The sequence below is a fragment of the Cellulosimicrobium sp. So1_17 genome, from assembly GCF_055181235.1.
On sequence record NZ_CM143702.1, the window covers coordinates 2,868,652 to 2,893,434 of the forward strand.

General features: G+C 74.8%; 25 protein-coding genes. 17 read left to right on the forward strand and 8 right to left on the reverse strand.

Annotation, left to right across the window (positions count from 1 at the left end):
- Positions 1–11: 11 nt before the first annotated feature.
- Positions 12–683: a GAP family protein gene (locus ACZCLJ_RS12565; protein WP_463103937.1), complete on the reverse strand. Its 672-nt coding sequence runs from the start codon at positions 681–683 to the stop codon at positions 12–14.
- A 25-nt stretch (positions 684–708) separates the two neighbouring features.
- Positions 709–1,206 (reverse strand): DUF1269 domain-containing protein, encoded by a 498-nt coding sequence (locus ACZCLJ_RS12570; protein WP_251151943.1) that lies wholly within the window; start codon positions 1,204–1,206, stop codon positions 709–711.
- Positions 1,207–1,431: 225 nt separating this feature from the next.
- On the opposite strand from ACZCLJ_RS12570, the gene ACZCLJ_RS12575 reads away from it, so the two are divergent.
- The 5 genes from ACZCLJ_RS12575 (at position 1,432) to ACZCLJ_RS12595 (ending at position 8,312) form a co-directional block, all read left to right on the forward strand.
- Positions 1,432–2,742: an ion channel protein gene (locus ACZCLJ_RS12575; protein ID WP_463103938.1), complete on the forward strand. Its 1,311-nt coding sequence runs from the start codon at positions 1,432–1,434 to the stop codon at positions 2,740–2,742.
- Between the two features lie 24 nt (positions 2,743–2,766).
- The gene (locus ACZCLJ_RS12580) at positions 2,767–4,503 is read left to right on the forward strand and encodes a SulP family inorganic anion transporter (protein ID WP_463103939.1); all 1,737 of its coding nucleotides are present in this window, start codon (positions 2,767–2,769) and stop codon (positions 4,501–4,503) included.
- Positions 4,504–4,660: 157 nt separating this feature from the next.
- Positions 4,661–5,353: a hypothetical protein gene (locus tag ACZCLJ_RS12585; protein ID WP_463103940.1), complete on the forward strand. Its 693-nt coding sequence runs from the start codon at positions 4,661–4,663 to the stop codon at positions 5,351–5,353.
- A gap of 170 nt (positions 5,354–5,523) precedes the next feature.
- On the forward strand, positions 5,524–7,599 hold the full coding sequence (locus tag ACZCLJ_RS12590) for a sensor histidine kinase (protein WP_463103941.1): 2,076 nt from the start codon (positions 5,524–5,526) through the stop codon (positions 7,597–7,599).
- Complete coding sequence (locus tag ACZCLJ_RS12595) at positions 7,596–8,312, forward strand: response regulator (RefSeq protein WP_463103942.1); 717 nt, start codon at positions 7,596–7,598, stop codon at positions 8,310–8,312. The genes ACZCLJ_RS12590 and ACZCLJ_RS12595 overlap by 4 nt, the downstream gene beginning before the upstream one ends.
- Positions 8,313–8,333: 21 nt before the next feature.
- Here the strand turns inward: ACZCLJ_RS12595 and ACZCLJ_RS12600 are convergent, their stop codons facing one another.
- The 3 genes from ACZCLJ_RS12600 to ACZCLJ_RS12610 all read right to left on the reverse strand — a co-directional run bounded on the left by ACZCLJ_RS12600 (position 8,334) and on the right by ACZCLJ_RS12610 (position 10,820).
- Positions 8,334–9,692, reverse strand: a complete 1,359-nt coding sequence (locus tag ACZCLJ_RS12600) for an ice-binding family protein (protein ID WP_463103943.1) — start codon at positions 9,690–9,692, stop codon at positions 8,334–8,336.
- A gap of 21 nt (positions 9,693–9,713) precedes the next feature.
- Positions 9,714–10,340, reverse strand: a complete 627-nt coding sequence (locus ACZCLJ_RS12605; protein WP_251151936.1) for a hypothetical protein — start codon at positions 10,338–10,340, stop codon at positions 9,714–9,716.
- 102 nt (positions 10,341–10,442) lie between these two features.
- Complete coding sequence (locus tag ACZCLJ_RS12610) at positions 10,443–10,820, reverse strand: VOC family protein (RefSeq protein WP_463103944.1); 378 nt, start codon at positions 10,818–10,820, stop codon at positions 10,443–10,445.
- A gap of 110 nt (positions 10,821–10,930) precedes the next feature.
- Between ACZCLJ_RS12610 and ACZCLJ_RS12615 the strand changes: the two genes are divergently transcribed.
- The 3 genes from ACZCLJ_RS12615 (at position 10,931) to ACZCLJ_RS12625 (ending at position 14,317) form a co-directional block, all read left to right on the forward strand.
- Positions 10,931–11,980: a 5'-3' exonuclease gene (locus ACZCLJ_RS12615; protein ID WP_463103945.1), complete on the forward strand. Its 1,050-nt coding sequence runs from the start codon at positions 10,931–10,933 to the stop codon at positions 11,978–11,980.
- A gap of 10 nt (positions 11,981–11,990) precedes the next feature.
- Positions 11,991–12,749, forward strand: coding sequence for a hypothetical protein (locus ACZCLJ_RS12620; RefSeq protein WP_463103946.1), 759 nt, complete (start codon positions 11,991–11,993; stop codon positions 12,747–12,749).
- A gap of 158 nt (positions 12,750–12,907) precedes the next feature.
- On the forward strand, positions 12,908–14,317 hold the full coding sequence (locus tag ACZCLJ_RS12625; RefSeq protein WP_463103947.1) for an FAD-binding oxidoreductase: 1,410 nt from the start codon (positions 12,908–12,910) through the stop codon (positions 14,315–14,317).
- 10 nt (positions 14,318–14,327) lie between these two features.
- Here the strand turns inward: ACZCLJ_RS12625 and ACZCLJ_RS12630 are convergent, their stop codons facing one another.
- Complete coding sequence (locus tag ACZCLJ_RS12630) at positions 14,328–14,903, reverse strand: DUF4240 domain-containing protein (RefSeq protein ID WP_463103948.1); 576 nt, start codon at positions 14,901–14,903, stop codon at positions 14,328–14,330.
- 43 nt (positions 14,904–14,946) lie between these two features.
- Entirely contained in the window at positions 14,947–15,435 is a 489-nt protein-coding gene (locus tag ACZCLJ_RS12635; protein ID WP_463103949.1) for an Lrp/AsnC family transcriptional regulator, read from the reverse strand.
- A 182-nt stretch (positions 15,436–15,617) separates the two neighbouring features.
- Here ACZCLJ_RS12635 and ACZCLJ_RS12640 point away from each other — a divergent pair, with 182 nt between their 5' ends.
- The 9 genes from ACZCLJ_RS12640 to ACZCLJ_RS12680 all read left to right on the forward strand — a co-directional run bounded on the left by ACZCLJ_RS12640 (position 15,618) and on the right by ACZCLJ_RS12680 (position 22,472).
- Complete coding sequence (locus ACZCLJ_RS12640; protein ID WP_463106404.1) at positions 15,618–16,946, forward strand: NAD(P)/FAD-dependent oxidoreductase; 1,329 nt, start codon at positions 15,618–15,620, stop codon at positions 16,944–16,946.
- Between the two features lie 29 nt (positions 16,947–16,975).
- Complete coding sequence (locus ACZCLJ_RS12645) at positions 16,976–17,311, forward strand: YnfA family protein (RefSeq protein WP_251151929.1); 336 nt, start codon at positions 16,976–16,978, stop codon at positions 17,309–17,311.
- Positions 17,312–17,402: 91 nt separating this feature from the next.
- Positions 17,403–18,602 carry an RDD family protein gene (locus ACZCLJ_RS12650; protein ID WP_463103950.1) on the forward strand — a complete coding sequence of 400 codons (1,200 nt, stop codon included), beginning with the start codon at positions 17,403–17,405 and terminating at the stop codon, positions 18,600–18,602.
- A 183-nt stretch (positions 18,603–18,785) separates the two neighbouring features.
- Complete coding sequence (locus tag ACZCLJ_RS12655; RefSeq protein WP_251151927.1) at positions 18,786–19,037, forward strand: hypothetical protein; 252 nt, start codon at positions 18,786–18,788, stop codon at positions 19,035–19,037.
- Between the two features lie 38 nt (positions 19,038–19,075).
- Positions 19,076–19,858 (forward strand): deoxyribonuclease IV, encoded by a 783-nt coding sequence (locus ACZCLJ_RS12660; protein ID WP_463103951.1) that lies wholly within the window; start codon positions 19,076–19,078, stop codon positions 19,856–19,858.
- A 5-nt stretch (positions 19,859–19,863) separates the two neighbouring features.
- Positions 19,864–20,292, forward strand: coding sequence for a VOC family protein (locus ACZCLJ_RS12665; RefSeq protein ID WP_463103952.1), 429 nt, complete (start codon positions 19,864–19,866; stop codon positions 20,290–20,292).
- A 105-nt stretch (positions 20,293–20,397) separates the two neighbouring features.
- Complete coding sequence (locus tag ACZCLJ_RS12670; protein ID WP_463103953.1) at positions 20,398–21,072, forward strand: YceI family protein; 675 nt, start codon at positions 20,398–20,400, stop codon at positions 21,070–21,072.
- A gap of 6 nt (positions 21,073–21,078) precedes the next feature.
- Positions 21,079–21,624 (forward strand): sigma-70 family RNA polymerase sigma factor, encoded by a 546-nt coding sequence (locus tag ACZCLJ_RS12675; protein ID WP_463103954.1) that lies wholly within the window; start codon positions 21,079–21,081, stop codon positions 21,622–21,624.
- The gene (locus ACZCLJ_RS12680) at positions 21,621–22,472 is read left to right on the forward strand and encodes a zf-HC2 domain-containing protein (RefSeq protein WP_463103955.1); all 852 of its coding nucleotides are present in this window, start codon (positions 21,621–21,623) and stop codon (positions 22,470–22,472) included. Before ACZCLJ_RS12675 ends, ACZCLJ_RS12680 begins: the two co-directional genes overlap by 4 nt.
- Before the next feature lie 63 nt (positions 22,473–22,535).
- Here the strand turns inward: ACZCLJ_RS12680 and ACZCLJ_RS12685 are convergent, their stop codons facing one another.
- Positions 22,536–24,542, reverse strand: a complete 2,007-nt coding sequence (locus ACZCLJ_RS12685) for a cation:proton antiporter (protein WP_463103956.1) — start codon at positions 24,540–24,542, stop codon at positions 22,536–22,538.
- Between the last annotated feature and the right edge of the window lie 241 nt (positions 24,543–24,783).

Genomic DNA, 24,783 nt, shown 5'->3' on the forward strand with positions numbered 1-24,783 from the left:
CCGGCGGCCCGTCAGAGAGCGGTGATGCCGTCGCCGATCATCTTCGCGCCGATGACGAGCAGCAGGACGGCCATGACCACGGCGTTGTTGTGGATCAGCCACGACTTGAGCCCGTCGAGGAGCGCCGCCGCCCGCGTGCCCATCGACACGTAGATGACCACGGGTGTGGCGACGCCGAGGCTCGCCACGAGCGCGAACACGACCGCCGCGGTGATGCTCACCGCGACGTCGCCGCCCGCGGCGGACCCGATCGCCGCGCCGCCCGACACCGCGAGCAGCAGGTTCTTGGGGTTGACCGCACCGAGCAGCACGGCGAGCCCGAGCGCCTTGACGGGCGTGAACGAGTCGATCGCGGCCATCCACCTCGGGGCGGGCGGCTCGACGTCGCCGCGCGGACGCCCCCGCCACTGTCGCACCGCGACGAACAGGAGCAGCAGGCCGAGCACGATCTTGACCCACGCGACCCATCCGGCGGGACCGCCGGAGTCCGGCGCGGCCGACCCCGCCAGGAGCGCGACGACGAGCGCCACGCCCCCGACGGCGACGAACCAGCCCAGGAGGAACGCGACGGCGTTCGCCCTCGCCTTCCCGCTGGTGAGCATGAGCACCACGGCCACGATCGGCAGCGGGCTGATCATCACGCCGACGGCCACCGGCAACGACTGGCCGATCGCGGCTCCCACGGCGAGCTCCCCGGTCCCGGCCGGCTCAGGCGTTCTCGTCGAAGGCGGCCCGGAGCTTCGCCTCTTCGTCGGCGGACAGGTTGGTCTGGATCAGCTCGCCGTGGATGCCCTGCGCCTGCAGCGCGTCGTGGACACGGTCCAGCACCGCGCCGGACGTGAGGACGAACAGGGCCGAGGTCCCGGGCGTCACGTTGCTGCGGACCGAGTCGATGAAGTCGTCGTCGATCCCGACGTCGGTCAGCGCCCCGGCGATCGCGCCGGACGCGGCACCGATCGCCGCTCCGATCAGGGGGATGAAGAAGATCAGCCCGAAGAGCATCCCCCAGAACGTGCCGCCCAGCGCACCGGCCGCCGTCGTGCTGTTGCCCTGCCGCGTCTTCGGCTTCTTCTTCCCCTCCTCCCAGGAGACGGTCGCCGCGTCCTGCACCTGGATGAGCTCCTGCTTCTGCAGCGCGAGGAGAGCCTCCTCCAGCCGCTCCGCACCGTCGGGGGTGTCGAACTTCCACACGGTCAGGGTTGCCACGTCGTGCCTTCTTCCGTCGATGTCGTCCGGCTGTCGTCGTGCGTCCGCCGCGGGGCCCGGACGTGCCGGTGCGCGGCGAGTCGACGCTATGGCGGGGGTCGGGGCACCGCCACCGGAGCGACGCCGCTGCGCGCGGTTCCGGATGCACCTCGTCCGGGCCCGTGGTTCCCTTCCCGTGTGCCGACGGACGCGCCGACGGGTGGACCGACCGACAGGTCGGAGGACGTGCCGGCGGATCCGCCGGGCGGACCGCCCGCGCGCCCGCTGTCCACGCGGCACCTCCTGTCGCTCGTCCTCCCGTCCCTCGTCGTCGGCGCCCTGAGCGCGGTCACCCTCGTCGCGCTGTCCTCGCTCGCGACATGGATCCAGCACCTCGTGTGGGACCGGCTGCCCGACGCCTGGGGCGTCACGACGACGGAGACGTGGTGGACGGTCCTGGTCCTCACGGTCACGGGGCTGCTCGTGGGGGCGACCGTCCGGTGGGCGCCCGGCCACGCGGGGGTGGACCCGGCCACGGCGGACCTCGTCGCCGCCCCCCTGCCGATGCGGACCCTGCCGGGCCTCGCCGTCGCGCTCGTCCTCGGCCTCGCCGGCGGCGTGAGCCTCGGGCCGGAGAACCCGATCATCGCGATCAACGTCGCGATCGCCGTCTGGTTGCTGTGCCGGCCCCGGCTCGGGGTCCCGGTGAACGGCGCCGTCGGGCTCGCCATGGCGGGCACCATCGGGGCGATGTTCGCGACGCCGCTCGCCGCCGCGCTGGTGCTCACCGAGACGTTCGCCGAGCGCGGGGACCGGTCCGGGCCGCTGTTCGACCGGCTGTTCGCCCCGATCGTCGCCGCGGGCGCGGGCGCCATGACCATGGTCGTCTTCGAGACCCCGACCTTCGAGATCGACCTCCCCGCGTATCCCGGGGTCCAGCCGGGGGACCTGGTCGGGGCGATCGTGGTCGGGATCGTCGCCGCCGGGCTCACGCTGCTCGCCGTGCTCGCCTTCCCCGTGGTCCACCGCACGTTCCACCGGCTGCGGAGCCCGGTGCTGGCCCTCGGTGCCGGCGGCCTCGTCCTCGGGCTGCTCGGGGTCGTCGGCGGACCGCTCACGCTGTTCAAGGGCCTGGAGGAGATGAAGGAGCTCTCGGCGGAGGCGGACGACCTCGCCTGGACCGCCATCCTGCTCATGGCGCTCGTCAAGCTCGCCGCGCTCGTCGTCGCCGCCGGGGCGGGGTTCCGCGGCGGGCGCATCTTCCCCACAGTCTTCATCGGGGTAGCGATCGGCCTCGCCGCGACGTCCTTGGTCCCGGCCGTGCCGGCCGCCGTCGCCGTCTCGTCCGCGGTCCTCGGCTCGGTCATCGTCGTGAGCCGCGACGGCTGGCTCGCCCTCTTCATGGCCGCCGTCGTCGTCGGGGACGCCCGCCTCCTCCCGGTCCTGTGCCTCGCGATCGTGCCGCTCTGGCTCGCCGCGCGCTCGATGCCCCCGCTCCGCGTCGACCCGCCCGCCGAGGGAGCCGGCGAGTTCCCCGCGCTCGCGCCCCGCCCGTAGCACCGCCCGTCGACGGAGGACCGCGTGACCGACCCCGCTCCCATGCCCGCCGGCGAGCCCACGCCCGCGTCCGAGCCCGACGGCACTCCGCTGCGCCGGCTGGGACGCCACGTCGGGCGCCCGAAGCGCTCGGACGTCGTGTCCGGCATGGTCACCGGCCTCTTCTCGATCCCCGAGGGGATGGCGTACGCCTCGATCGCGGGCTTCAACCCGGTCGCCGGGCTCTACGCGGGCGTGGTGCCCGCGATCGTCGGCTCGCTCACCGCACGCACGGTGCTCATGATCACGACGCTCACGAGCGCGATCGCCCTCACGTCGCAGAGCGTGCTCGCCGGCGTCGGGCTCGACCCGACCGACCCGGCGAACGTCGCGACGCTGACGATCATGGTCGGGCTCGCGATGCTGCTCCTCGGCGTCCTGCGTCTCGGCGCCGTCATGAGCTTCGTCTCGAACGCGGTGATGGTCGGCTTCTCCACGGGGATCGCCCTGCAGATCATCACCGGCGTGCTCGAGGACGCGACGGGCTACGACCCGCAAGGTCACAACCGCCTCGTCCAGCTCGGCGACTGGGTCGTGCACGTCGGCGCCTGGGACGTCCCCTCGACGCTCGTCGCCGTGGCGACGGTCGTCGTCTGGGCGCTCGCACGATCCGTGCGCCGGCTCGTGCCGGTGGCGCTGCTGGTGGCGATGGTCGTCGTGAGCGTCGTCGTCGTGGTCGCCGGGGTCGAGGTCGAGCAGGTGGCGGACATCGCGGCGATCCCCGCGGCCCTGCCCGGTCTCTCGCTGCCGGACCTGTCCGTGGCCCCGTCGCTCGTGGGCGGTGCGTTCGCCGTCGCGCTCGTCGGCCTCGCCCAGGCGGCGAGCATCGCGCCGTCGATGCCGAACCCCGACGGCTCGCGCTCCGACGCGAACGCCGACTTCCGCTCCCAGGGCTGGGCCAACGTCGCGGGCGGGCTCTTCCAGGCCCTGCCCAGCGGTGGGTCCATGTCGCGCACGGGCGTCGCGGCGGAGGCGGGCGCGCAGACACGGTGGGCGGGCGTCGTCAGCGGCGTGTTCCTCGCCCTCGTCGTGGTGCTCCTCGGAGGTGTCGCCGAGCTCATCCCCATGCCGGTGATCGGTGGGCTGATCCTCGTGGTCGGCGGCGAGCTCGTCTGGGGGAAGCGCCGCGAGATCGTCCTCGTGCTCCGCACGTCACCGCTCTCCTCCGCCGCGATGATCCTCACGTTCCTCGCGACCACGCAGCTCCCGTTGCAGCAGGCCATCGTGCTGGGAGCGGTGCTGTCCTTGCTCCTGTACTGCGTGCAGGCGGCACGCCAGTCGCGCCTCCTCCTCCTGCGGCGCGGCGCCGACGGCCGCTGGTCGACGTCGACCGAGATCCCCACGACCCTGCGGTCCGGCGAGGTCACCGTGCTGGACTTCGCCGGGACGTCGTTCTTCGCGGCGCTGCCGCGGATCGAGAGCACCCTGCCGCGGGGCGACGACGCGCGCGGTGCCGTGCTCCTCCTCGTCGTCCGGACCCTGCCCGACATCCCGTCGTCGGCCGTGATGGACCTGCTGCACCGCACGGCTTCCCGGCTGCGCGAGCAGGGCAACCGGCTCGTCCTCGTGGGCGTCTCCCCCGCGATGCGCGCCCTGCTCGAGCGGACGGGGACGGTTGCAGCGCTCGGCGAGGACGCGGTCGTCGACGCGAGCCCGGAGGTCCTCGGGGGCCTCGAGAGGGCCGTCACCGACGCCGAGCGCTGGGCCGCCGCGCACTCCTGACGCCCGTCCCGGTCGGATCGCCCGGCCAGGTCGTCCGACCGGATCGCCCGGAAGGTCGGGACGCCGGTCCCTGGGACCCGGGACGCTCCCCGCACGAGTCTTCCCCGGTCAGCACCGTGGCGCGACGAGGGTCGCGCCGGACCAGGGAGGAACTTCCATGCAGGACGGATCGCTCACCGCACCGTCGCCCCTCGGGGCGACCACGACACGCCGACCGCGCACGACGCCCCGCGCGTGGGCGTGGACCGGGCTGGCCGCCGGGATCCTCGGCCTCGTGTCGATGGAGTCGTCCATGCGGCTCGGCCAGAACTGGGAGGAGACCGCCGGGGACGCCGACGCGATCGTCGCGGACCTCGCCGGCCGCACGGGGACGATGCTCGTCTTCCACACCGCGACGATCGTGTGCGCGCTGCTCGTGCTGGTGTTCGCCGCAGGCCTGCGCCGGCGCCTCGACGCCCAGGCCCCTGCGGGCTCGCTCCTGCCGACGGTCGCCGGGTGGGGGCTCGTGCTCGTGTCCGTCGCGGGGCTGCTCGGCTCCGGCCTGGACACGCAGTTCATGTTCGGGTTCGCCGAGCCCGACCTCATCGTCCCGGAGTCCGGCGCGTTCTACAGCGACTGGGTCGCCACCATCCCGTGGCTGTGGGTCGGCGCGGGCGTGACCGGCGTCGCGCTCGGCGTCGCGGCGCTGCGGCACGGCGCGGCCCCGCGGTGGATCGGCGTGGTCGGTGTCGTGCTCGGTGGGCTCACGCTCCTCACGGGCATCTCGCCGCTGCAGTACATGGCCGGCTTCGTCGGGCCGGTGTGGCTCGTCGTCACCGCGCTCGGCTTCGCGCTCGGGGACCGGCGCTGAGCACCCCGAGCGAGATCGGCAGGACGCGTCGAGTGCGGCAGCTCGGCCCGAGATCGGCGGCTCCTCGTGCCGATCTCGGGCCGGAGGGCCGATCTCGGCGACGCCCGACGCCGGGTGATCTCCCCGCCGAGGTCTGGTCGCCGCGCATGCCGCAGCCCTACCGTGGGCTCGTGGCCGGTCCTGGGCCCGGCCGCGCCGGGATGCCCCGCACGCGCTGGTTCCTCGGCGGAGCCGTGGGAGCTCTCGCCTGGCTCCTCGGCACGTCCGCGCTCCTGCTGCAGCTCACGTCGGGAGTCCCGCTGTTCCTCGGCGACCTGCTGTTCGTCGTCGTCGACGCGACGGTCGCGATCGTCTACGGCACGGTCGCCGCGGTGATCCTCGCGCGCCGGCCGCACGTCGTCGGGTGGCTCACCGCCGTCGCCGCCGTCGGCGGGGGCGTCGCCGCGCTGGGCGGCGGCTGGCGCAGCTACGCGTCGACCCATCCGGCGCTCCCCCCGCTCACCCCGCTCGCCGACGCCTACGGCTGGGCCTGGGTCCCGGGGACGATCGGCCTGTTCGTCCTCGTGCCGTGGTTCGTGCGCTCGGGGCGCCTCGGGATCGGCAGCTGGTGCGGCGTGGCCGCCGGCGCCGCGTCGATCGGGTACTTCCTCCTCGCCCCCACCGACGACCCGCGACCCGCGATCGCCGCCGTCGTGGTCGTCGGGCTCGTCACCGCGGGCGCGACGGCGTGGCGGTGGCGCCGCGGACCGGTGGAGGACCGGCGCGGGCTCGGGCTCCTCGCGCTCGGGACGGCCCTCATGGCGCTCTCGTTCCTCCCGTTGCTGGGCACGTGGGCGAACCCGGACGTGATCCTCGCGCTGCCCCTCACGCACCTCGCGTGCCAGGCGATGTTCCCGGCCGCGATCCTCGTGTGCGTGCTGCGGAACCGGCTCTGGGGCATCGACCTCGTGCTGTCGCGCGCGACGGTCGCCGCGATGCTCGCCGTCGGGCTCGCGGTCGTCTACGGCGCGGTGGTCATCGTGGCCGCGACCGTGGTCGACGGCCCGGCGGCGCAGGTCGTCGCCGCGGTGGGCGTCGCCCTCGTGGTCCAGCCCCTGCACGCGTGGCTGCGACGTCGGGTGCGCGTGCTCGTGTACGGCGACGGCCGCGACCCGGGCCGCGCGGCGCTGAGCGTGGGACGCCGCCTGACGGCAGCGTCGACCGCCGACGAGCTGGTCGCGGGCCTCGCGAGCGGCGTGCGCGAGGCGCTGCGGCTCGAGTCGGTGACGATCGAGTGGCCCGTCACGCCCGTCGCCCGCTCCGGCTCCGGTTCCGGCGACCCTGCCGACGCCGGCCGGCGCGCTGCCGTCCGGTCGATCGAGCACGGTGGCCGGGCGATCGGCCGGGTGCACGTCGTGCCCCGCGCCGGCGAGCGGCTCGACGCGCGGACGGACGACGCGCTCGACCAGCTCCTGCCCGTTCTCGGTGCCGGGCTCGCGCTCGCGCAGGGTGCGCGCGAGCTCGAGGCCGCGCGCGACGCGACGACGCGCGCCCGGCTCGCCGAGCGGCGCGTCATCCGGCGCGAGCTGCACGACGGCGTCGGGCCCTGGCTCACCGGGCTGCGCCTCGGCCTGCAGGGCGCGCGCAACGTGCTGGAGACCGACCCGGCGGCCGCGGCAGCGATCCTCGACGCGCTCGGTGCCGAGGCCGAGCAGCGCGTCGAGGACGTGCGCGCCCTCTCGCGCAGCCTCCTGCCGCCGTCGCTCGACGACCTCGGGCTCGAGGCCGCGCTCGGCGAGCTCGCCGGACGCCAGGCCGTGGCCGGGTTCGTCGTCGACGTGCGGTGCGACCCGTGCGCCGGTCTCGACTCCCGCGTCGCGGCCGCCGCATACGCGATCGCGAGCGAGTCCGTCGTCAACGCGGCGCGGTACGCGGGCGTCGACGAGTGCCGCCTCGAGGTCGTGGTGCGCGACGACGACCTCGTCGTCACGGTCGAGGACCAGGGCGTCGGGATCACGCCGGGCGCCCGGCCCGGCGTGGGTTCACGGTCCGTGCGGGAGCGTGCGGAGGAGCTCGGCGGGAGGGTGGCCGTGACCACCGCGACGCCCGACGGCGCCCGGCCGGGGACGCGTGTCCGCGCCGTCCTGCCGCTGGTGCCGGGCCGCGCCGTCGTGGGCCACGCCCCCGCCGGTCGCACCGTCGCCGGCAGCACCGCCGCCGGCAGTACCGCCGCTGCGGGGATCGTCGCCGGGGAGGTCGTGCCGTGAGCATCGACGTCGTCGTGGTCGACGACCACCCCGTGTTCCGGCTCGGGCTCGTCGCGCTGCTCGACTCGCTCGACGGCGTGCGTGTGGTCGGGCACGCGGCCGGCGCCGCCGAGGCGCGCACCGTGCTGGGGCTCGCCGCGCCGCCCCACGACGCGCGGTACGACGGGCAGGCGGCAGGTGTGCGCGGCACATCCGGTGGGCCTGAGGTGACGGCCGACGTCGTGCTCATGGACGTCGACCTCGGCGACGGGTCCGGCGTCGAGGTGACGCGCGAGCTCGTGCGCGCCCGCCCGGAGGTCCGGGTGCTCGTCGTGACGATGCACGAGGACGCGGACGTCGTCGTCGCGGCCGTCCGCGCGGGCGCACGCGGGTACCTCGTGAAGTCCGCGAGCCCTGGTGAGATCGAGCGCGCGGTCCGTGCCGTCGCCGACGGCGCGATGATCCTCGGCCCGGCGGTCGCCGACCGCGCGATGGCGTACGTCGTCGGCGGACGGTCGGCCGTGCGCGTGCCGTTCCCGCAGCTCACCGACCGCGAGCGCGAGGTGCTCGACCTCGTCGCGGCCGGGCTCGACAACACCGCGATCTCACGCCGGCTCGTGCTGAGCCCCAAGACCGTCCGCAACCATGTGACCAACGTGCTCACCAAGCTCGGGGCGCGCGACCGTGCCGCGGCGATCGTCGCCGCGCGCGAGGAAGGGCTCGGTCGGACCTGACCGCCGGCCGGGCGCGGAGGGTCACGGGTGCGCCACCGTCGCGCGCGTCAGGACCACCGCGCCGTGCAGCGACTGGGCCCTGCCCGTGAGGGCCGCGTCGCGTCCGAGCGATATGTCGCCGTCGGCGAGGAACGTGCCGCGAGCGGTCGCGGTGTCGGAGATGGTGATGCCCGAGGTGCCGCGGAAGAAGACGCGATCCGCGGACGCGCCGTTCCGCAGGACGACGCGTGCGCTGGCGGCGAGCGTGATCGCCGTCGCGGAGAGGACGAAGACGGCGCTCGTGTCGCCTCGCGCGTCGAGCGTGAGCGTCTGCGTGATCTGGACGGCACCGGAGCGTCGCCCGACGCCGGGGTAGAACGTCCCGGTCACGGTCGCCGGCAGGTTGACCGTCGTGGCGCGGGCGTCGATCGCGGCGGCGAGGGCGAGCGCGTCGTCGCGCGCGTTGCGGGCTGCCACCGTGTTCCGCTCGATGGTTCCGGAGACGTCCCAGGGCCAGAAGCCCGAGACCGTGGAGCCGGGCGAGACCGCCACGTCGCCGGTGATGGAGCTGCCGATGCCGAGGAACGCCAGGTTCGCGACGCGCGTGGCGGCGAGGACGGTGTAGGTGGCGGCGCGCCCGAGCCGGAGCGGAGCGGCGGTCGCCACGCGGAACATGTTGCCCGTGCTGACGGTGCGCGCCGTGAACGCGGCCGTCACCGGCTCCCCCCGTGCGGTCACCACGGCACCGAGCCCCAGCACCACGAGCGCGGCCAACGCCGAGCGGCGGCTGGGCCCACCCGGCGTCGACGGGGACGACGTCGTGTTCGGGCGGGCGCCGGGTCGTGGGACGCGCTCGGGCCACCACCAGGCGACGACGAGGAACGCCGCGAGCGTCACGATGCCCCACAGCGCCACGAGCCCGAGCCTGCCGTGCGCGATCCACAGGCTGGGCAGGCCGACCCAGGGCACGAGCAGTCGCGCCTGCCCGGTGATCTGGTTCCGCGTGATCTGGTTGCTGTCGACCGTCGGGTTCGCGTCACCCGCGGTGACCCACCGGCCCTCCTCCTCCCCGGACGCGACGATGCGGTGGAGCCGGGACCCGCTCTCCCCGCTCGGCTCGGCGGCTGCGGGCGTGCGGAACTGCACCACGCCACCCACCGGGACGGGCGAGTCGGTCGGGAGATCGGTCAGGAGGACGAGATCTCCCGGGTCGATGTGCGGTCGCATCGACCCGGTCTGGACGACGGACCCGTGCCAGCCGAAGGCGAGAGGCACGAGTGAGACCGTCGTGAGCGCGAGCGTCAGGACGAGGAACACCTCGGCCAGGACGCCCAGGCACAGCGCCGCCCAGCCGTCCCGGGAGAAGGCCGCCGGGACGGCGGAGCGGAGACTGCGGTGCACCGGTCCGGACGCGGGTCAGGCTCAGGTCGTGGGCGCCTCGTCGCTCTGCAGCTCCCACACGAGGTCGACCGAGACCTGCGCGCCCTGCAGCGCGTCGACCTGCTGCTGGGTCAGTCCCGTGGTGTCGAAGGTCCACGTGCCGCGGTAGGTCATCGACTCGCCGGGTGTCCCCGTCGTCTCCCAGGCGGCCCCGCCGGTCGCGTAGTCGTAGTTGTTCGCCACCAGGTCGACGAGCGAGGCGGGCGGCAGCGCGCCGGGGACCGGCTCGAATCCGTCGCAGCTCTCGAACGACCCGCCGGTGCCCCGCTCGACCTGGAACTCGATGTAGTTCTCCAGGCCCTGCGCCGACGTCGACAGGTTCTCCATGTAGGCGCGGACCTCGCCGGCCACGTTCGACCCGGACGTCACCACGATGCACCGCTGCCCGGTCTCGCCCGGGACGAGGTTCGCTTCGGTGAAACCCGCGCGACCGGCGTCGTCGTCGGTCAGCACCACCTGTCCGGTGCTCCACGAGTTGCCCGCGTTGCGTGTGGTCGCGGTGAACGCTGCGGTCGAGCTCTGCCACACCAGTGCACCGGCCGCGAGGACGGCGACCGGGACGACCGCGAGTGCTGATGCGCGCCGAAGGCGCGACGAAGGAACTGACATGAGAGGCCCCCCTGCTCGAGGTCACCGCCCCCTGCGGCGACCTGTCGGGCCCCAGGCTACGTGTCTCTCGACCGGTCCTGCATCCCTGCAGGTGACCCGCGCCTACGCGTCGTCGTCCTGGATCACCGACAGCACGTTGCCCGCCGGGTCGCGGAACCACGCGATGAGCGGGCCGCCGCCGCGGAACACGAAGTCGTCGTCCGTCTCGACGGGCGTGCCCTCGTACCGCTCGAACGCGACACCGCGCTCGCGCAGCGCCGCGACCGTGGCGGGCACGTCGCGCACGGGGAAGTTGAGGACCGTGTACGACGCCGGCTCGTGCGCCTCGCCCTTCGGGTACACGAGGACCCCCGTCGTGCCGGGCACGTCGAGCCAGAGCATGTCGTCGCCCCGGACGGGCAGCCCGAGCACGTCGCCGTAGAAGCCCCGGGCCGCGCCGACGTCGTCGACCGAGAACCCGCTGAACGCCTTGTCGAGCATGGTGCCTCCTGGTGCACGGGCCGGCTCGGGTGCCGGCTCTCCCAGGGTCGACCGCCGGGACGCCGCTCGCTCATCGGCGCAGCGTCGGTGGGGTGCGGCAGGATGGCCGCATGACCGAGAGCACGGAGAACACCGCGGAGCCGACACCGCCAGGCACGGACCTCCTCCTGCTGGACACCGCGAGCCTGTACTTCCGGGCGTTCTTCGGCGTGCCCGACTCGATCAAGGCGCCCGACGGCACGCCCGTCAACGCGGTCCGGGGCCTGCTCGACATGATCGCGACGCTCGTCGCCGACCGGCGCCCCTCGCGCCTCGTCGCGTGCTGGGACGACGACTGGCGTCCGGCGTTCCGCGTCGAGGCGATCCCGTCGTACAAGGCGCACCGGGTCGCGCGCGAGGAGCCGGGCACGACGGGCGTCGAGGAGGTCCCCGAGAAGCTGCTCGCCCAGGTCCCCGTGATCGTCGAGGTGCTCGCCGCGCTGGGGATCGCGCGCGTCGGCTCCCCCGGCTACGAGGCGGACGACGTCATCGGCACGCTCACCGCACGCGAGGTCGCGCGCGCCGCCGCGTCGGGCGGGACCCCGACGACGCCCGTCGGCCGCACCGACCGCGCCCGCGTCGAGGTGGTCACGGGCGACCGGGACCTGTTCCAGCTCGTCGACGACGCCGCGGGCGTGCGCATCCTCTACCCGACGAAGGGCGTGCGGAACCTCGACGTCGTCGACCAGGCGCGGCTCGCCGAGCGCTACGGGCTGCCGTCGGGGGCGGCGTACGCGGACATGGCCGTGCTGCGCGGCGACCCGAGCGACGGGCTCCCGGGCGTCCCGGGCATCGGCGAGAAGACCGCCGTCGCCCTGCTCGACCGGTTCGGCGACCTCGCCGGGGTGCTCGCCGCGCGCGACGCGGGCGACGGCGGGCTCACCGCGACCCAGCGCCGTCGGCTCACCGAGGCGGCCGACTACCTCGCCGTCGCCCCCCTGGTGGTCCAGGTCGCGCGCGACGCCCCCGTGGGCGACGTCGACGACGCGATCCCCGCCACGCCGGCCGACCCCGGGGCGCTCGAAACCCTCACCGAGCGCTGGGGCCTGGGGTCGTCCGTGCAGCGCGTGCTCGACGCCCTGGGGAACCAGGCCGGCCCGCGACCGACGTACGCGACGTGAGGACGACCCGATGGCCCACCGTGAGAATGACCGTCCCGTCACGAGCGCACTCGGTCTTCGGGACCGTTCGGCAGCGGGTCTGCTCGGCCTGCTGCTGCTGGCCGACCTGACGCTCATCGCGCTCCATGTCTCCCTCAAGACGGTGGGAGAGCCGTCCGGGTACACGTTCGACCTCGGCATCGACCGCGGCTACGGCGAGTTCTTCCAGTACGTGCACACCCTGTGGGCGGGCGCCCTCGCGCTGCTGCTGGCCGTGCGAGCCCGCACGGCGGTGCTCGGCGCGTGGGCCCTCGTGTGCGGGTACTTCCTCGCCGACGACTGGCTCCAGCTGCACGAGCACTACGGCGTGGTCATCGGGAGCAGGTTGCCGGAGCTCGGAGCGATGAGCACCCATGTCGGCGAGATGGTGTGGATGGCCGCGGTCGGCGTCGTCGCCGTCGTCGTCGTGGGCGTGGCGCACGCCCGGGCGTCGTCGGAGTGGCGCGCGGTCTCGGCGATGCTCATGGTGCTCTTCGGTGTGCTCGTCCTGTTCGGCGTCGTGATCGACGCCGTGCACAGCGCGCTCCTGGGCATCGTGACGCTCGACCTCGTGCTCACGACGATCGAGGACGGGGGCGAGCTCGTCGTCATGAGCCTGGTCGTGACCTTCCTCTTCGCCGTGGCGGTCACAGGTCACCGCCCGCAGCTCGGGCGGCGTCTCGCCCGCCTCGCCGGGGTCCGGCAGGACGTACCGAGCCGGGACACCACGCACCCGGTCGCCGCACGCTGACCTCGGGACACTTCATCCCTCGGACGTGGCACGAACGCCCTCGTCCCCCCTCCCTCTACCTCGTGCGGCCGCGTGTCACATCCTGCGCCTCCCGCACGTCAGAGGGGGGTGACGCCGACCCGGCGCCACGAGATCCGCCAGGAGCCGAGGGGAACACCATGCCCGAGAGCACGCCCACCGAGACCGCCACCACGACCACCCCGTCGCCCGACGCCGTCGCGGACCTCCGCACGCGCGTCACCGGCGTGGTCCTCGTCCGGGGCGAGGCGCCCGACGGCGGCCCGTCCGCGGCGGAGGCCGTCGCCGCGCACAGCACGCTCGTCGTGCACGACCCGGCCGTCGTGGTCGTCGCGGACACGGAGGCCGACGTCGTCGAGGCGGTCCGGTTCGCGTCCGCCCACGACCTGCCGGTCCGACTGCACGCGACCGGGCACGGTGCCGCGTGGCCCGTGACCGACGGCGTCGTCGTCGCGACCGAGGGCCTGGCCGGCGTCGAGGTGGACCCGGCGACCCGCGTCGCCCGGATCGGCGCCGGCACGCGCTGGCAGGCGGTGGTCGACGCGGCGGGCGAGCACGGCCTCGCGCCGGTCACCGGCTCGTCGACGCACGTGGGCGTCGTCGGCTACACGCTCGGCGGTGGGTTCGGGCCGCTCGTGCGCAGCCACGGCCTCACGACGGACTGGGTGCGCGGTTTCCGGGTCGTCCTCGCCGACGGGTCGGTCGTCGACACGGGCGCCGACTCCGAGCCCGATCTCTTCTGGGCGCTGCGGGGAGGCAAGGGCGGTCTCGGGGTCGTCACCCGGCTCGACCTCGAGCTCGCGCCGCTCGCGTCCCTCTACGCGGGCTCCCTGACGTTCGACGCCGAGCACGTCGAGGACGTGTTCCGCGGCTGGGCGGCCTGGACGGCGACGGCCCCCGACGACGTCTCGACGTCCGTGGTCCTGCTCGCCCTGCCGGACCTGCCGTTCATCCCGGAGCCGCTGCGCGGGAAGAACGTCCTCACGCTCCGCTTCGCCTTCCCGGGCGACGCCGTAGAGGGCGAGCGGATCGCCGCGCCGTTGCGCGCGCTCGCACCCGCGCTGGCCGACACGATCACGACGATCCCGACGACCGCCGTCGCGTCGATCCATGCCGACCCGGAGGACGCCGGGCCGTCGTGGGTCTCCGGCACGGCGCTGCGGACGCTCGACGACGCGTTCGTGGCGCGCTTCCTCGCCGAGTACGGGCCGTCGAGCTCGTCGCCGTTCCTCGCCGCGGAGGTGCGCCATCTCGGCGGCGCGGCGACGCGCGACGTCGAGGGCGGGTCGGCCGCCGGCGGCCGGACCGCGGGGTACCTGCTGGGCCTCGTCGGCGTGAACCCCCCGCGCGTCCCGGACATGGTGGCGAGCGCCGCCGCGCTCGCGCAGTGGTCGGCGCCGTGGGCGGCGAGCGAGACGAACGTCAACTTCCTCCCCGCGCCGTGGACCGACGAGACCCTGTCCCGCGCGTGGTCACCCGAGACGGCCGCGCGCCTGCGGTCGGTGCGCGCGGCGTACGACCCGGCGGGGAGGTTCCCGTTCGGCTCGTGACGCTCGACGCTCAGGCGTGGAAGAGCGCGGTGAGCCGGGGCAACCGACGGGCGTTCTCGCCGTCGTCGTCGAAGTCCCAGCTCTCGCCCCACGGTTCCGAGCTGGAGCCCTCGTGCGACGAGGCGTCGCGCGCGGCGTAGTACGCCTCGTCGTCCTCCCCCGACGCCCGGGACCACGCGTCGCCGACCAGCCCGTCGAGCGACTCGAACCCGAACCATGCCGGCCCGCCGCCCGCCATCGCGGCGACCGTCGGGTGGTCGGCGAGGGAGTCCGGGTCGGCGACCACCCGCTCGAACGTCCCGCGCCCTGCGAGGATCAGCCCGTCTCGGAAGTCCATGAAGCCGTCGTCGCTGCACCCGCCCTCGACGACGTACGCGGCGCCCCACACCGTCCACCCGTAGGCGGCGTCCGTCACGTCGTCGGCGGCGGCGGCGAACGTGAGGATCTCGTCCGCGCCGAGCCTCTCGACGAGAAGGCCGGTCAGGGCGTCGGGGAGCGGGTCGTCGTCGGCGCCGCGGTCGTCCGCGCCTGCGCCGGCACGGCTGCGGGCCTCGTCGACGAGCGCCCAGAACGTGTCGTGGTCCATGGCGGGGAAGGTAGTGCGGGGCACCCACACCTCGCGACGCCGCTCAGGGACGGGCGTGCTCGAAGATCACCGTCGTGCTCGTGCCGGCGACCTCGGGCCGGACGCTCAGCGTCCTCGACACGAGGTCCCGCAGGGCGTCGGAGTCGGCGACCGCGACGTGCAGGAGGAAGTCGCGGTCGCCCGTGACGAAGAAGACGCCCTCGACGTCCGGCAGCGTGAGCAGGTAGTCCCGGAACGCCTCGAGACCCTTGCGCGCACCGGCCTGGAGGCGGATCGCGATGAGGGCCTGGAGCCCGCGCCCGAGCGCTGCCGGGTCGACGTCGGCGCGGAACCCGCGGACGACGCCGCGCTCCACGAGCGAGCGCACGCGCGCGTGGCACGTCGACGGCGCGATGCCGACCTGCGCGGCGATCGCGGCGTTCGTCGCGCGAGCGTCCGTCGTGAGGACGTCGAGGATGCGGAGGTCGGTCTCGTCCAGCTCGGCCGGTCCTCGGGCGGGTCGAAGATCCTTCGGTCCTACCGTGCCCCTCATCGCACCCTCCAGAACGTCGGCGCCTCGCAGGCCGACCTTACCGAACACCCTTCGGCAGATCTTGTCCGGCACCGAACGATCGACCACGCTGAGTCCGTGCGACACCACCCCGTCGCGCACCAGCCACACGCCCGCCTCGCGACCCGCGAGGCGGGCGTCGGTCGAAGGAGCCCGACGTGAGCGTGTCGTCCCACCCCACCCGTCCCGCACCTCGGCCGGCCTTCCGACCCGCCCCGCGGACCGCCGTCGTCGTCGGCGCCGGGATGGTCGGCCTCGCAACGGCCTGGCACCTCCAGGAGCGGGGCGTCGAGGTGACCGTCCTCGACCGCGAGGGCGTCGCCGCGGGGTCGTCGTGGGGCAACGCGGGCTGGCTCACGCCCGGCATGGCGATGCCGCTCGCCGACCCGTCGCTGTGGACGTACGGTCCGCGCGTACTCCTCGACCCCGCCGCCCCGCTGCACGTGCCGCTGCGGTTCGACCCGCGCCTGTGGGCCTTCCTCGCCCGCTTCATGTCCCACGCGACGCAGCGTCGCTGGAACCGGGCAATGGCGGCGCTCACGCCGATCGACCGCGTCGCGCTCGACGCGTTCGACGAGCTCGCCGCAGGCGGTGCGGCCGGCCGCGCCGACCACTCCGTCGGCGCCCGCACGACGCCGGGACCGTTCACCATCGCGTTCGAGCACGAGCGGGAGGCGCGCCCGTTCCTGCGCGAGCTCGAGCACGTCGCCGCCGCAGGACAGCACGTCCCGGTCCGGCGTGTCGAGGCGGGCGAGCGAGCGCCGCAGCTCACCGACCGCGTGACGACCGTGCTCGCCCTGGAGGGCCAGCGCTTCCTCGAGCCGGGACCGTTCGTCCACGCGCTCGCCGACTCCGTCCGGGCGCGCGGCGGTCGCGTCGTCACGGGCGCCGACGTGCGCGCCGTCCGCCCGCGCCGGGCCACCGGCGGCGGCGACCGGTCCGGGGTGTCGCTGCGCGTCGTCGGGCCCGACGGCGAGTCCGTGGTCGACGCGGACGCCGTCGTCCTCGCGACGGGAGCGTGGCTGCCCCGGCTCGCGGCCCCGCTCGGCGTGCGCACGCGCGTGCAGGCGGGGCGTGGGTACTCGTTCACCGTGAAGACCGACGAGGCCGTGGAGCAGCCGCTCTACCTGCCCGCGCGTCGCGTCGCGTGCACGCCGTACCAGGGGCGGCTCCGCGTCGCCGGGACCATGGAGTTCCGCGGACCCGACGAGCCGTTCCAGCCACGGCGCGTCGAGGCGATCCTCGCGTCCGTCCGGCACCTGTTCCAGGGCGTCGACCTCGACGAGCGCCACGACGAGTGGGTGGGGTCGCGACCCGTGACGCCCGACGGCCTGCCGCTCGTGGGGGCGACGCGAGCACCCGGCGTCTTCGTCGCGGGCGGGCACGGCATGTGGGGGATCGTGCTCGGTCCGGCGACGGGCAGGGCGCTCGCCGAGCAGGTCGTCACCGGCCGTGTGCCCGACGAGATCCGCCCGTTCGACCCGCTGCGCTGACCCCCGCGCCGGTCCCTACGCTGACCCCCATGGACCTCGCGCGCTCGATCCCGCTGTTCGTCCTCGCCGCGCTGCTCGAGATCGGTGGCGCATGGCTCGTGTGGCAGGGCGTGCGGGAGCACCGGGGCTGGCTGTGGATCGGGGCCGGCGTCGTGGCGCTGGGACTCTACGGCGTCGTCGCGACGCTCCAGCCGGACGCGAGCTTCGGCCGGATCCTCGCGGCGTACGGCGGCGTGTTCGTCGCCGGGTCGCTCGTCTGGGGCATGGTCGTCGACGGGTTCCGCCCCGACCGCTGGGACGTCGCGGGCGCGCTCGTGTGCCTGGTGGGGGTCGGGATGATCATGTACGCACCCCGGCCTGCGTGACCGTCGCCGGCGCGCGGTCCTGCGGTCGCAGCGCCCCGCTCACCGTCCCAGGACGGGTGACGCGCGCCTGCCCGTCTGCCAGGATCGGCGCGTGACCATCGACGTTCCCACCGGCAGGGGGCCGGCGCACGACGCCGGGACCGGGCAGATCGAGACGACGCTGCCGGACCTCGGGCCGGACCCCGCGCAGCCGCCGTACGCGAGCTGGGGGCGACGGGTCTTCGCCTACCTGCTGGACGCGACGGTCGTGTCCGCGGTGACGTTCCTGGCGGTCGGTCCGGTGGGGGTCCCGTCGATACTGCCGGGGATCAGCGTCCCGTCGAGCGACGACCCGGGTGTCACTGTCACCGACAGCGGTTGGCTCGTCGCCACGGCCATCGCGTTCGCCCTTCTCCAGGCGTACGCCGGATGGACACCGGGCAAGCGCACGGTCGGGATCGTCGTGGTCCGCGACGAGACCGGCCGCCCGGCGGGGCTGCTCGCCACGGTGCTGCGCTGGGTCGCGCACGTCCTCGACGCCATCCTGCTCATCGGCTTCCTCCGGCCGCTGTGGAACGCGCAGCGCAAGACGTTCGCCGACTCGCTGCTGCACACGGTCGTGGTGCTGTCGGCCGACGCGCCGTCGCCCCATCCCTGGGTCGCGGCGCTCCGGGCGCGCTGGGGAACTCCCGGGCCCGACGGCGCACCCGGCCGGCGCGGTCGGCGCGCCTCGACCGTCGTCACGGCGAGCGCGACGCTCGTGTGCGTCACGGCGTCGGCGTTCGCGCTCACCCCGGCGACCATCGTGGGAGGTGACGTCTGGCAGTCCGAGTGCACGCCCCTGGTGGAACCGGGTGCCTCGACGGCGCCCCTCCGGTTCGAGCACGTCGGGATCGTGTCGTGGACCGTCCCCGTGACCGAGACCCGCTGGGGCGTGACGCGGACGGCAGCGCCGACCGGCACTCCGGCCTTCGCACCGGCCGACGCCGACGGGCTGGAGGCGACGTACGTCGTCACCCCGGCGCCCGGCGCGCCCACGGGCGTCCCCGTCGACGCCGAGCTCGTGCTCACGCTGTCGACCTGGGACGGCGACCTGGTCCTCGAACGGTCGTCGGGCGTGCGGGTGACGCCGGAGCCCGACGGCTCCGTCACGTACGACCTGCTGTCGGGCTCGCCCGACGGTGGCGACCTCGAGACCGTGCGCGTGGCGGCGTCGACCGTCGCCGCGCTCGAGCCCGCGTGGCGCTGGGACGCGTCGCTCCGGATCGACGGCGCGACCATCGCGTCGTGCGGCGGACGCGGGCCGTCCTGACCGTCTCTCGTCGCGGACGATGCATCGCAACACGCACGAAACGCGGCGGACGACCGGGGGAAATGTCGCGGTCGCACGATGGAGGTGCGCCGGACCTCGAGTCCGGCGCACCAGCCACGGCCGGGCGGCGCACCAGCGCCGCCCGGTGGCGGCTTCCCCGTCCCGACGGCCCCGGGAGGCCTCGTGCCCGACCACAGCCCGCTCTTCTCCTCGCCCGGCGCCACCGACGCCCCCGTGACGACCCGCACCGTGCACCGCACCCGCGCGTCGGGCACGGTGCTCCCCGACCTCGGCCTCAACGTCCAGGGAGAGCCGCGCCGGCAGGCGAATCCCGGCGACGAGCTGACCGTCGACCCGGCCGACCGCCGTCGCCGGGCCCGCGCAGCGCTGCTCGACCTCCGTCGTGACATGATCCGCCGCGGGGCGCGCGGCTGAGCACTGCCCACGTGGGCGCCGCCGCGTAGGTTGTCCCCATGCGGATCGGAGCCCACCTCGACCAGTCGGACGTCATCGCGCAGGCCGCCGGGATCGGCGCGGACGTCGCGCAGATCTTCCTCGGCGACCCCCAGTCGTGGAAGGGACCGGAGTTCACGTATCCCGGTGGTGCGGAGGCCCTCAAGGCCGACGCCGCGGCCGCCGACCTCGAGCTCGTGGTGCACGCGCCGTACGTCATCAACGTCGCGAGCCCCAACAACCGGATCCGCATCCCGAGCCGCAAGCTGCTGCAGCAGATCGTCACGGGCGCGGCGGCGGTCGGTGCGACGGGCGTCGTGGTGCACGGCGGCCACGTCACCGCGGCGGAGGACCCCGCGAAGGGGTTCGACAACTGGCGCAAGGCGATCGACGCGCTGCAGACCGACGTCACCGTGTACATCGAGAACACCGCCGGGGGCGACCACTCGATGGCGCGCCGGCTCGAGCGCATCGAGGGCCTGTGGGCCGCGGTCCAGCAGGCCGACGGCGCGGAGAAGGTCGGTTTCTGCCTCGACACGTGCCACGCGTGGGCCGGCGGGATCGACCTCGCGTCCGCGGTCGACGACGTCCGCGCGATCACGGGTCGCGTCGATCTCGTGCACCTCAACAACAGCCGCGACACGGCGGGATCGGGCGCCGACCGCCACGCGAGCCTCACGACCGGGACGATCGACCCCGAGCTCCTGCTCGGCGTCGTACGGGCGGCGGGCACGTCCGTCGTGTGCGAGACGCACGCCGACGTCCCCGCCGACGTCGCGTGGCTGCGCGAGCAGCTAGGCTGACCACGATGAGCGTCCACCGCACGCCCGACGCCCCGCCTGCGCCCATGGGGCTGCGCAACACGACCGTCGACGCCCGCGACCCGCGCGCGCTCGCCGACTTCTACCGCCGGCTCACGGGCTGGCAGTACGCGCCCGGTCAGGAGACGCCGAACCCCGACGGCGAGGACTGGCTGACCCTCCATGTGCCCGGGACGGACGGGACGCGGCTCGCGTTCCAGCGCTCCGACGCCGAGGTCCGGCCGTGGCCGGGCGGCGCACGCGTCCACGTCGACCTCGACGTCCCGGACCTGGACGCCGCGCACGAGCACGCCCTCGCGTGCGGCGCCACGCCCCTCACGGGGACGCCTGCCGAGGAGGGCCACCCGGACGACCCGTTCCGGGTCTACGCCGACCCGGAGGGCCACCCGTTCTGCCTGTGCGGTCCCCTCGGCTGAGGATCTCCTCGCGCCCGGATCGAACCGGACGGCCCCCCGTTCCGTCTACCGGGTGACAGGACGTCGCGCTCCGCCGCGACGCGCCACGACGGAGGGGAGATTCACGTGCGCACGAGGACGACGGTCCTGCTGGGGGTCGGCGCGGCGGTGGTCGTGCTGGGAGGAGCCGCGGTCGCGTTCGGTCCGGGCCTGTACGCCGACTGGTCGGAGGACCGCGCCGCGGACGCTCCCACGCTCGATGCCGGCACGGGGTCCACGCTCGACGCCGCCGGGCTGGACGGGACGTGGGACGTGGGCACCGGGTCGTTCGCCGGGTACCGGCTCGACGAGATCCTGCGCGGCGAGGACGTGACGGTCACGGGCCGCACGGAGGACGTCACGGGCTCCGTCGTGCTCGAGGACGGGTCGCTCACGGCGGCGGACGTCACGGTCGATATGACCACGGTCGCGACGGACGTCCCCAACCGCGACGCGTACTTCCGCGACACGGCGATCCAGGTCGCGGAGCACCCGACCGCGAGCTTCGTCCTCACGGAGCCCGTCAAGGTGCCCGACGCGGCCGGCGCGGTCGAGCTCGCGGGGGATCTCACGGTCCGGGGCGTCACGCGGCCCGTCACAGTCGACGCGCAGATCGGCGCGGAGGGCGACGACGTCCAGGTCGTCGGCGAGGTGCCGATCACGTTCGCGGACTTCGGGGTCGAGGCGCCGAGCCTCGGGTTCGTCGAGGTCGAGGAGACCGGGAGCATCGAGTTTAGCCTGGCCCTGACCCAGGCGTCCTGAGCCGCGGTGGTCACCGAAGACGCGACCGGCACCGCGACCGGGCCCACGGGTCCGGTCGCGGACGAGCTGCTGCGCGCCGTGCACGACACCCACGGCACCGCGCTCCACCGGTACGTCGCACGCATGACCGACGACGACGCCCGTGCCCAGGACGTCGTGCAGGAGACGCTCCTGCGCGCGTGGAGCCACCCGGAGGTGCTCGAACGGCCGGAGGGCTCGCTCCGGGCGTGGCTGTTCACGGTCGCCCGCAACCTCGTCGTCGACGACCTGCGGCGGGCGCACCACCGCCGCGAGCTGGCGAGCGCGCACCTGCCCGACCACGGCGAGGCGGACGCGACCCAGGCCGTGCTCGACGCGTGGCTCGTCGCCGACGCGCTCGTGGCGCTCTCGCCGGAGCACCGGGCCGTCGTCGTGGGGGCGTACTACCGCGGTCGGTCGGTCGCCGAGATGGCGGACGAGCAGGGGGTGCCACCCGGGACGGTGAAGTCCCGCATGCACTACGCGCTGCGCGCGCTGCGGCTGACGCTGCAGGAGAAGGGAGTCACGCCATGACCGGCACACCCGGCACCTCCGGGACGTTCGGCACGGACCCGTTCCGCGAATGGGACGCCGCCTACGTGCTCGGCGCTCTCGGCCCGCGCGACCGCCGCGCGTTCGAGGCGCACCTCGCGACGTGCGAGGCGTGCCGCGGGTCCGTCACCGAGCTCGCCGGGATGCCCGGGCTCCTCGGGATGCTCACGCCCGAGCACGCCGCGGCGCTCGTCGACGGCTCGGTCGACGGCTCGGTCGAGGGTCCGGTCGACGACGCCGTCGCGACGCCGGGGGCGCGTCATGCGCCGCAGGGTCGCACCGAGCGGAACCACGGGGGTGCTGTGCCGATCACGGAGCTCGCCTCGGGGGCGCGTCACCGCCGTGCCCGACGCCGCGGGCTGCTCGTCGCGGCAGGCGTCGCCCTGGTCGTCGCGGGCGGGGCAGCGGGCGTCGCGCTGACCGGCCCGGCGCGCGAGGCATCGTCCGTCGCCGCACCGACGACGACACAGCCGTCGAGCGCGCCATCGAGCCCGCCGCAGACGACCACGACGGTCGAGCTGCTCCCCGTCGACGGCACGGACGTGCGTGCGGAGCTCGTGCTGACGCCGGCGGCGTGGGGCACGCGGCTCGACTGGTCGTGCTCCTACCCGACGGGCGCGGCCGAGAGCGGCGCGACGTACGAGCTCGTCCTCGTCGACGACGCCGGGGGGCGCGAGGTCGTGGCGACGTGGTCGGCGACCGACGCGGGCCGCTCGGACGGGCTGGGCGCGTCGTCGGCCGTCCCGGTCGAGGGCATCTCGAGGCTCGAGCTCGGCGTCACGGGCCTCGACCGGCCGCTGGCGGCGGCGGACGTCACCCCTGTCACGTGACCTTGCGCCGTCCCGCGACGTCGTACCCCTGTCACGTGACCTCGCGAGCGGCAGGCGGTCAGGTCAGTCGTCGTCGTCGTCGACGACCGGGCCACGACGCAGCTCGAGGTCGATCTGCTCGGCGTCGAGCAGGTCGAGCGCGTGCCGCAGAGCCTGCGAGCTGTAGACGCCCGACGACCGGGCGGCGAGCAGCGCGGTGCGCTGCGCGGCGATCGCCCGGAGCCGCAGCTCCTTGTACTGCGTGAACACGTCGGCGGAGGTAGCGGCGTCCACGTCCCGCGTCTCGAGCTCGCGGACGACGTCGCGGCGCACGCGGGCCACGACCCCCGGGTCGTACGAGCGGCCGTCGGGACGCCGGAGGTCGGGGGCGTCGACGACCCGCGCCGCGGCGACGTCGAGCTCGGCCCGGACGGCCCCGCGGTCGTTGTCCGCGGGCGAGACGCCCCCGGTGAGACCGAGCCTCTTCACGACCCACGGGAGCGTGCTGCCCTGGAGCAGGAGGCTCCCGACGGCGACCCCGAACGCGACGAGGACGAGGAACGACCGGTGCGGTGTGTCGAGCGGGAGCGTCTGCGCCGCCGCCACGGTCACGACGCCGCGCATCCCCGCCCAGACGAGGAGCACGCCCTCGCGCGGGCCGAGCGGCTGCGCGCGCAGGTAGTCGATGTCCGCGACGCGGCGTCGCAGCGTGTCGCGGACCCGGCCGACGCGCTCCGGTGTCCCGGCGGCCGGACCGCCCGAGCGGCCCCGCCGGGCGGGGGCCCGCGACCCGTGCGCGGCGTCCGACCTGCCCGCGGCGTCCGGCCCGTCCGACCCCTCCGCGGCGTCCGACCCGCGCGACCCGTGCGGGACGTGCGGGACGTGCGGGACGTGCGGGGGGTTCAGGTGCGGGCCCCGGATCGCCTCGAGCTGCGCGGTCACGCCGGTCGCCGACTCGGTGGCGCCCGGCGCGCCGGGGTGGAGCGGCGTCCCGTCCGGGGCGAACTTCGCGTCGAGCGTCTCCTGCATCCCCGCGATGACGCCGCGCACCTTCTCCCCGCGTCTCGCCCGGCGCCCGGCGCCGTGCACGAGCGGCAGCACGTACACGGCGCGCACGAGGAGGACCGCGACGATCGTCAGCGCGGCGATCCCGACGGCCTGCCAGAGGTTGCCGTGCGTGTCGACGACGTCCTCGACGAGCGCGAACAGCTCGAGCCCCATGAGCAGGAAGACGCCGCCCTCGAGCAGCAGCTCGATGGTGCGCCAGTTCGACTCCTCGGAGATCCGGTCCTGGGGCCGCAGGTACTTCGCCGCGCCGTTGCCCGTGACGAGGCCGGCCGTCACGACGGCGACGAGCCCCGACGCTCCCAGGAGCTCCGACGGCAGGTACGCGACGAACGGGACGACGAAGGACACCGCGACGCTCAGCGACGGGCGGCCGAGCCGCGCCCGGACGAACAGCCCGACGAGCCCGACGACGAAGCCCACCGCGACGGCGACCACCACCGCGAGCACGAAGTCCCCCGCGACGGACCACAGCGACACGCTCGCGGCCGTCGCGGCGATCGCCGAGCGCAGCAGCACGAGGGCGGACGCGTCGTTGAGCAGGCTCTCGCCCTCGAGGACGGTCACGACGCGCGGTGACGCGCCGAGGCGCTTGACGATCGACGTCGCGACGGCGTCGGTCGGGCTGACGATCGCGCCGAGCGCGATCCCGACGGACAGCGGGATGCCCGGGACCAGCGCGGTGAAGAGGAAGCCGAGCGCGACCGAGCTCACGACGACGAGAGCGACCGAGAGCCCGCCGATGGCGGTGAAGTCGCGACGGAAGTCCATCGTCGGCAGGCTCACCGCCGACGAGTAGAGCAACGGCGGGAGCACGCCCGCGAGGATCCACTCCGGCTCGACCTCGATCGCGGGGACCACGGGGACGAAGCTGATGCCGATCCCGACGAGCACCAGGACGAGCGGCGCAGCGACCCCGGCCTTCGGCGCGAGCACGTTCACCGCGACGATCGCGACGACGACGGACGCCCCGAGCGCGATGAGCCCGAGGATCTGGTCCTCGGTGAGCTGGAAGGGAAAGTCCATCCGTACCTCCGGGCAGGGTGTGCGGCGGTCGGGTCCGCCGGACACGCCGCGTCCAACCTACCGAGCCGCCTGCCCGACGGCGCCCGGACGGCCCGGGAGCCCGGCTCCCCCGCAGGGTGGTGGTCCGGGGTGCGGAGCGCACGGGAGGATCGGCCGCATGGACACGACACACCGCCGCGACCTGCCAAACCCCGGGTTGTTCCCCGATCGAGCGCCTGATGGAGCGACAACCCGGGGTTCG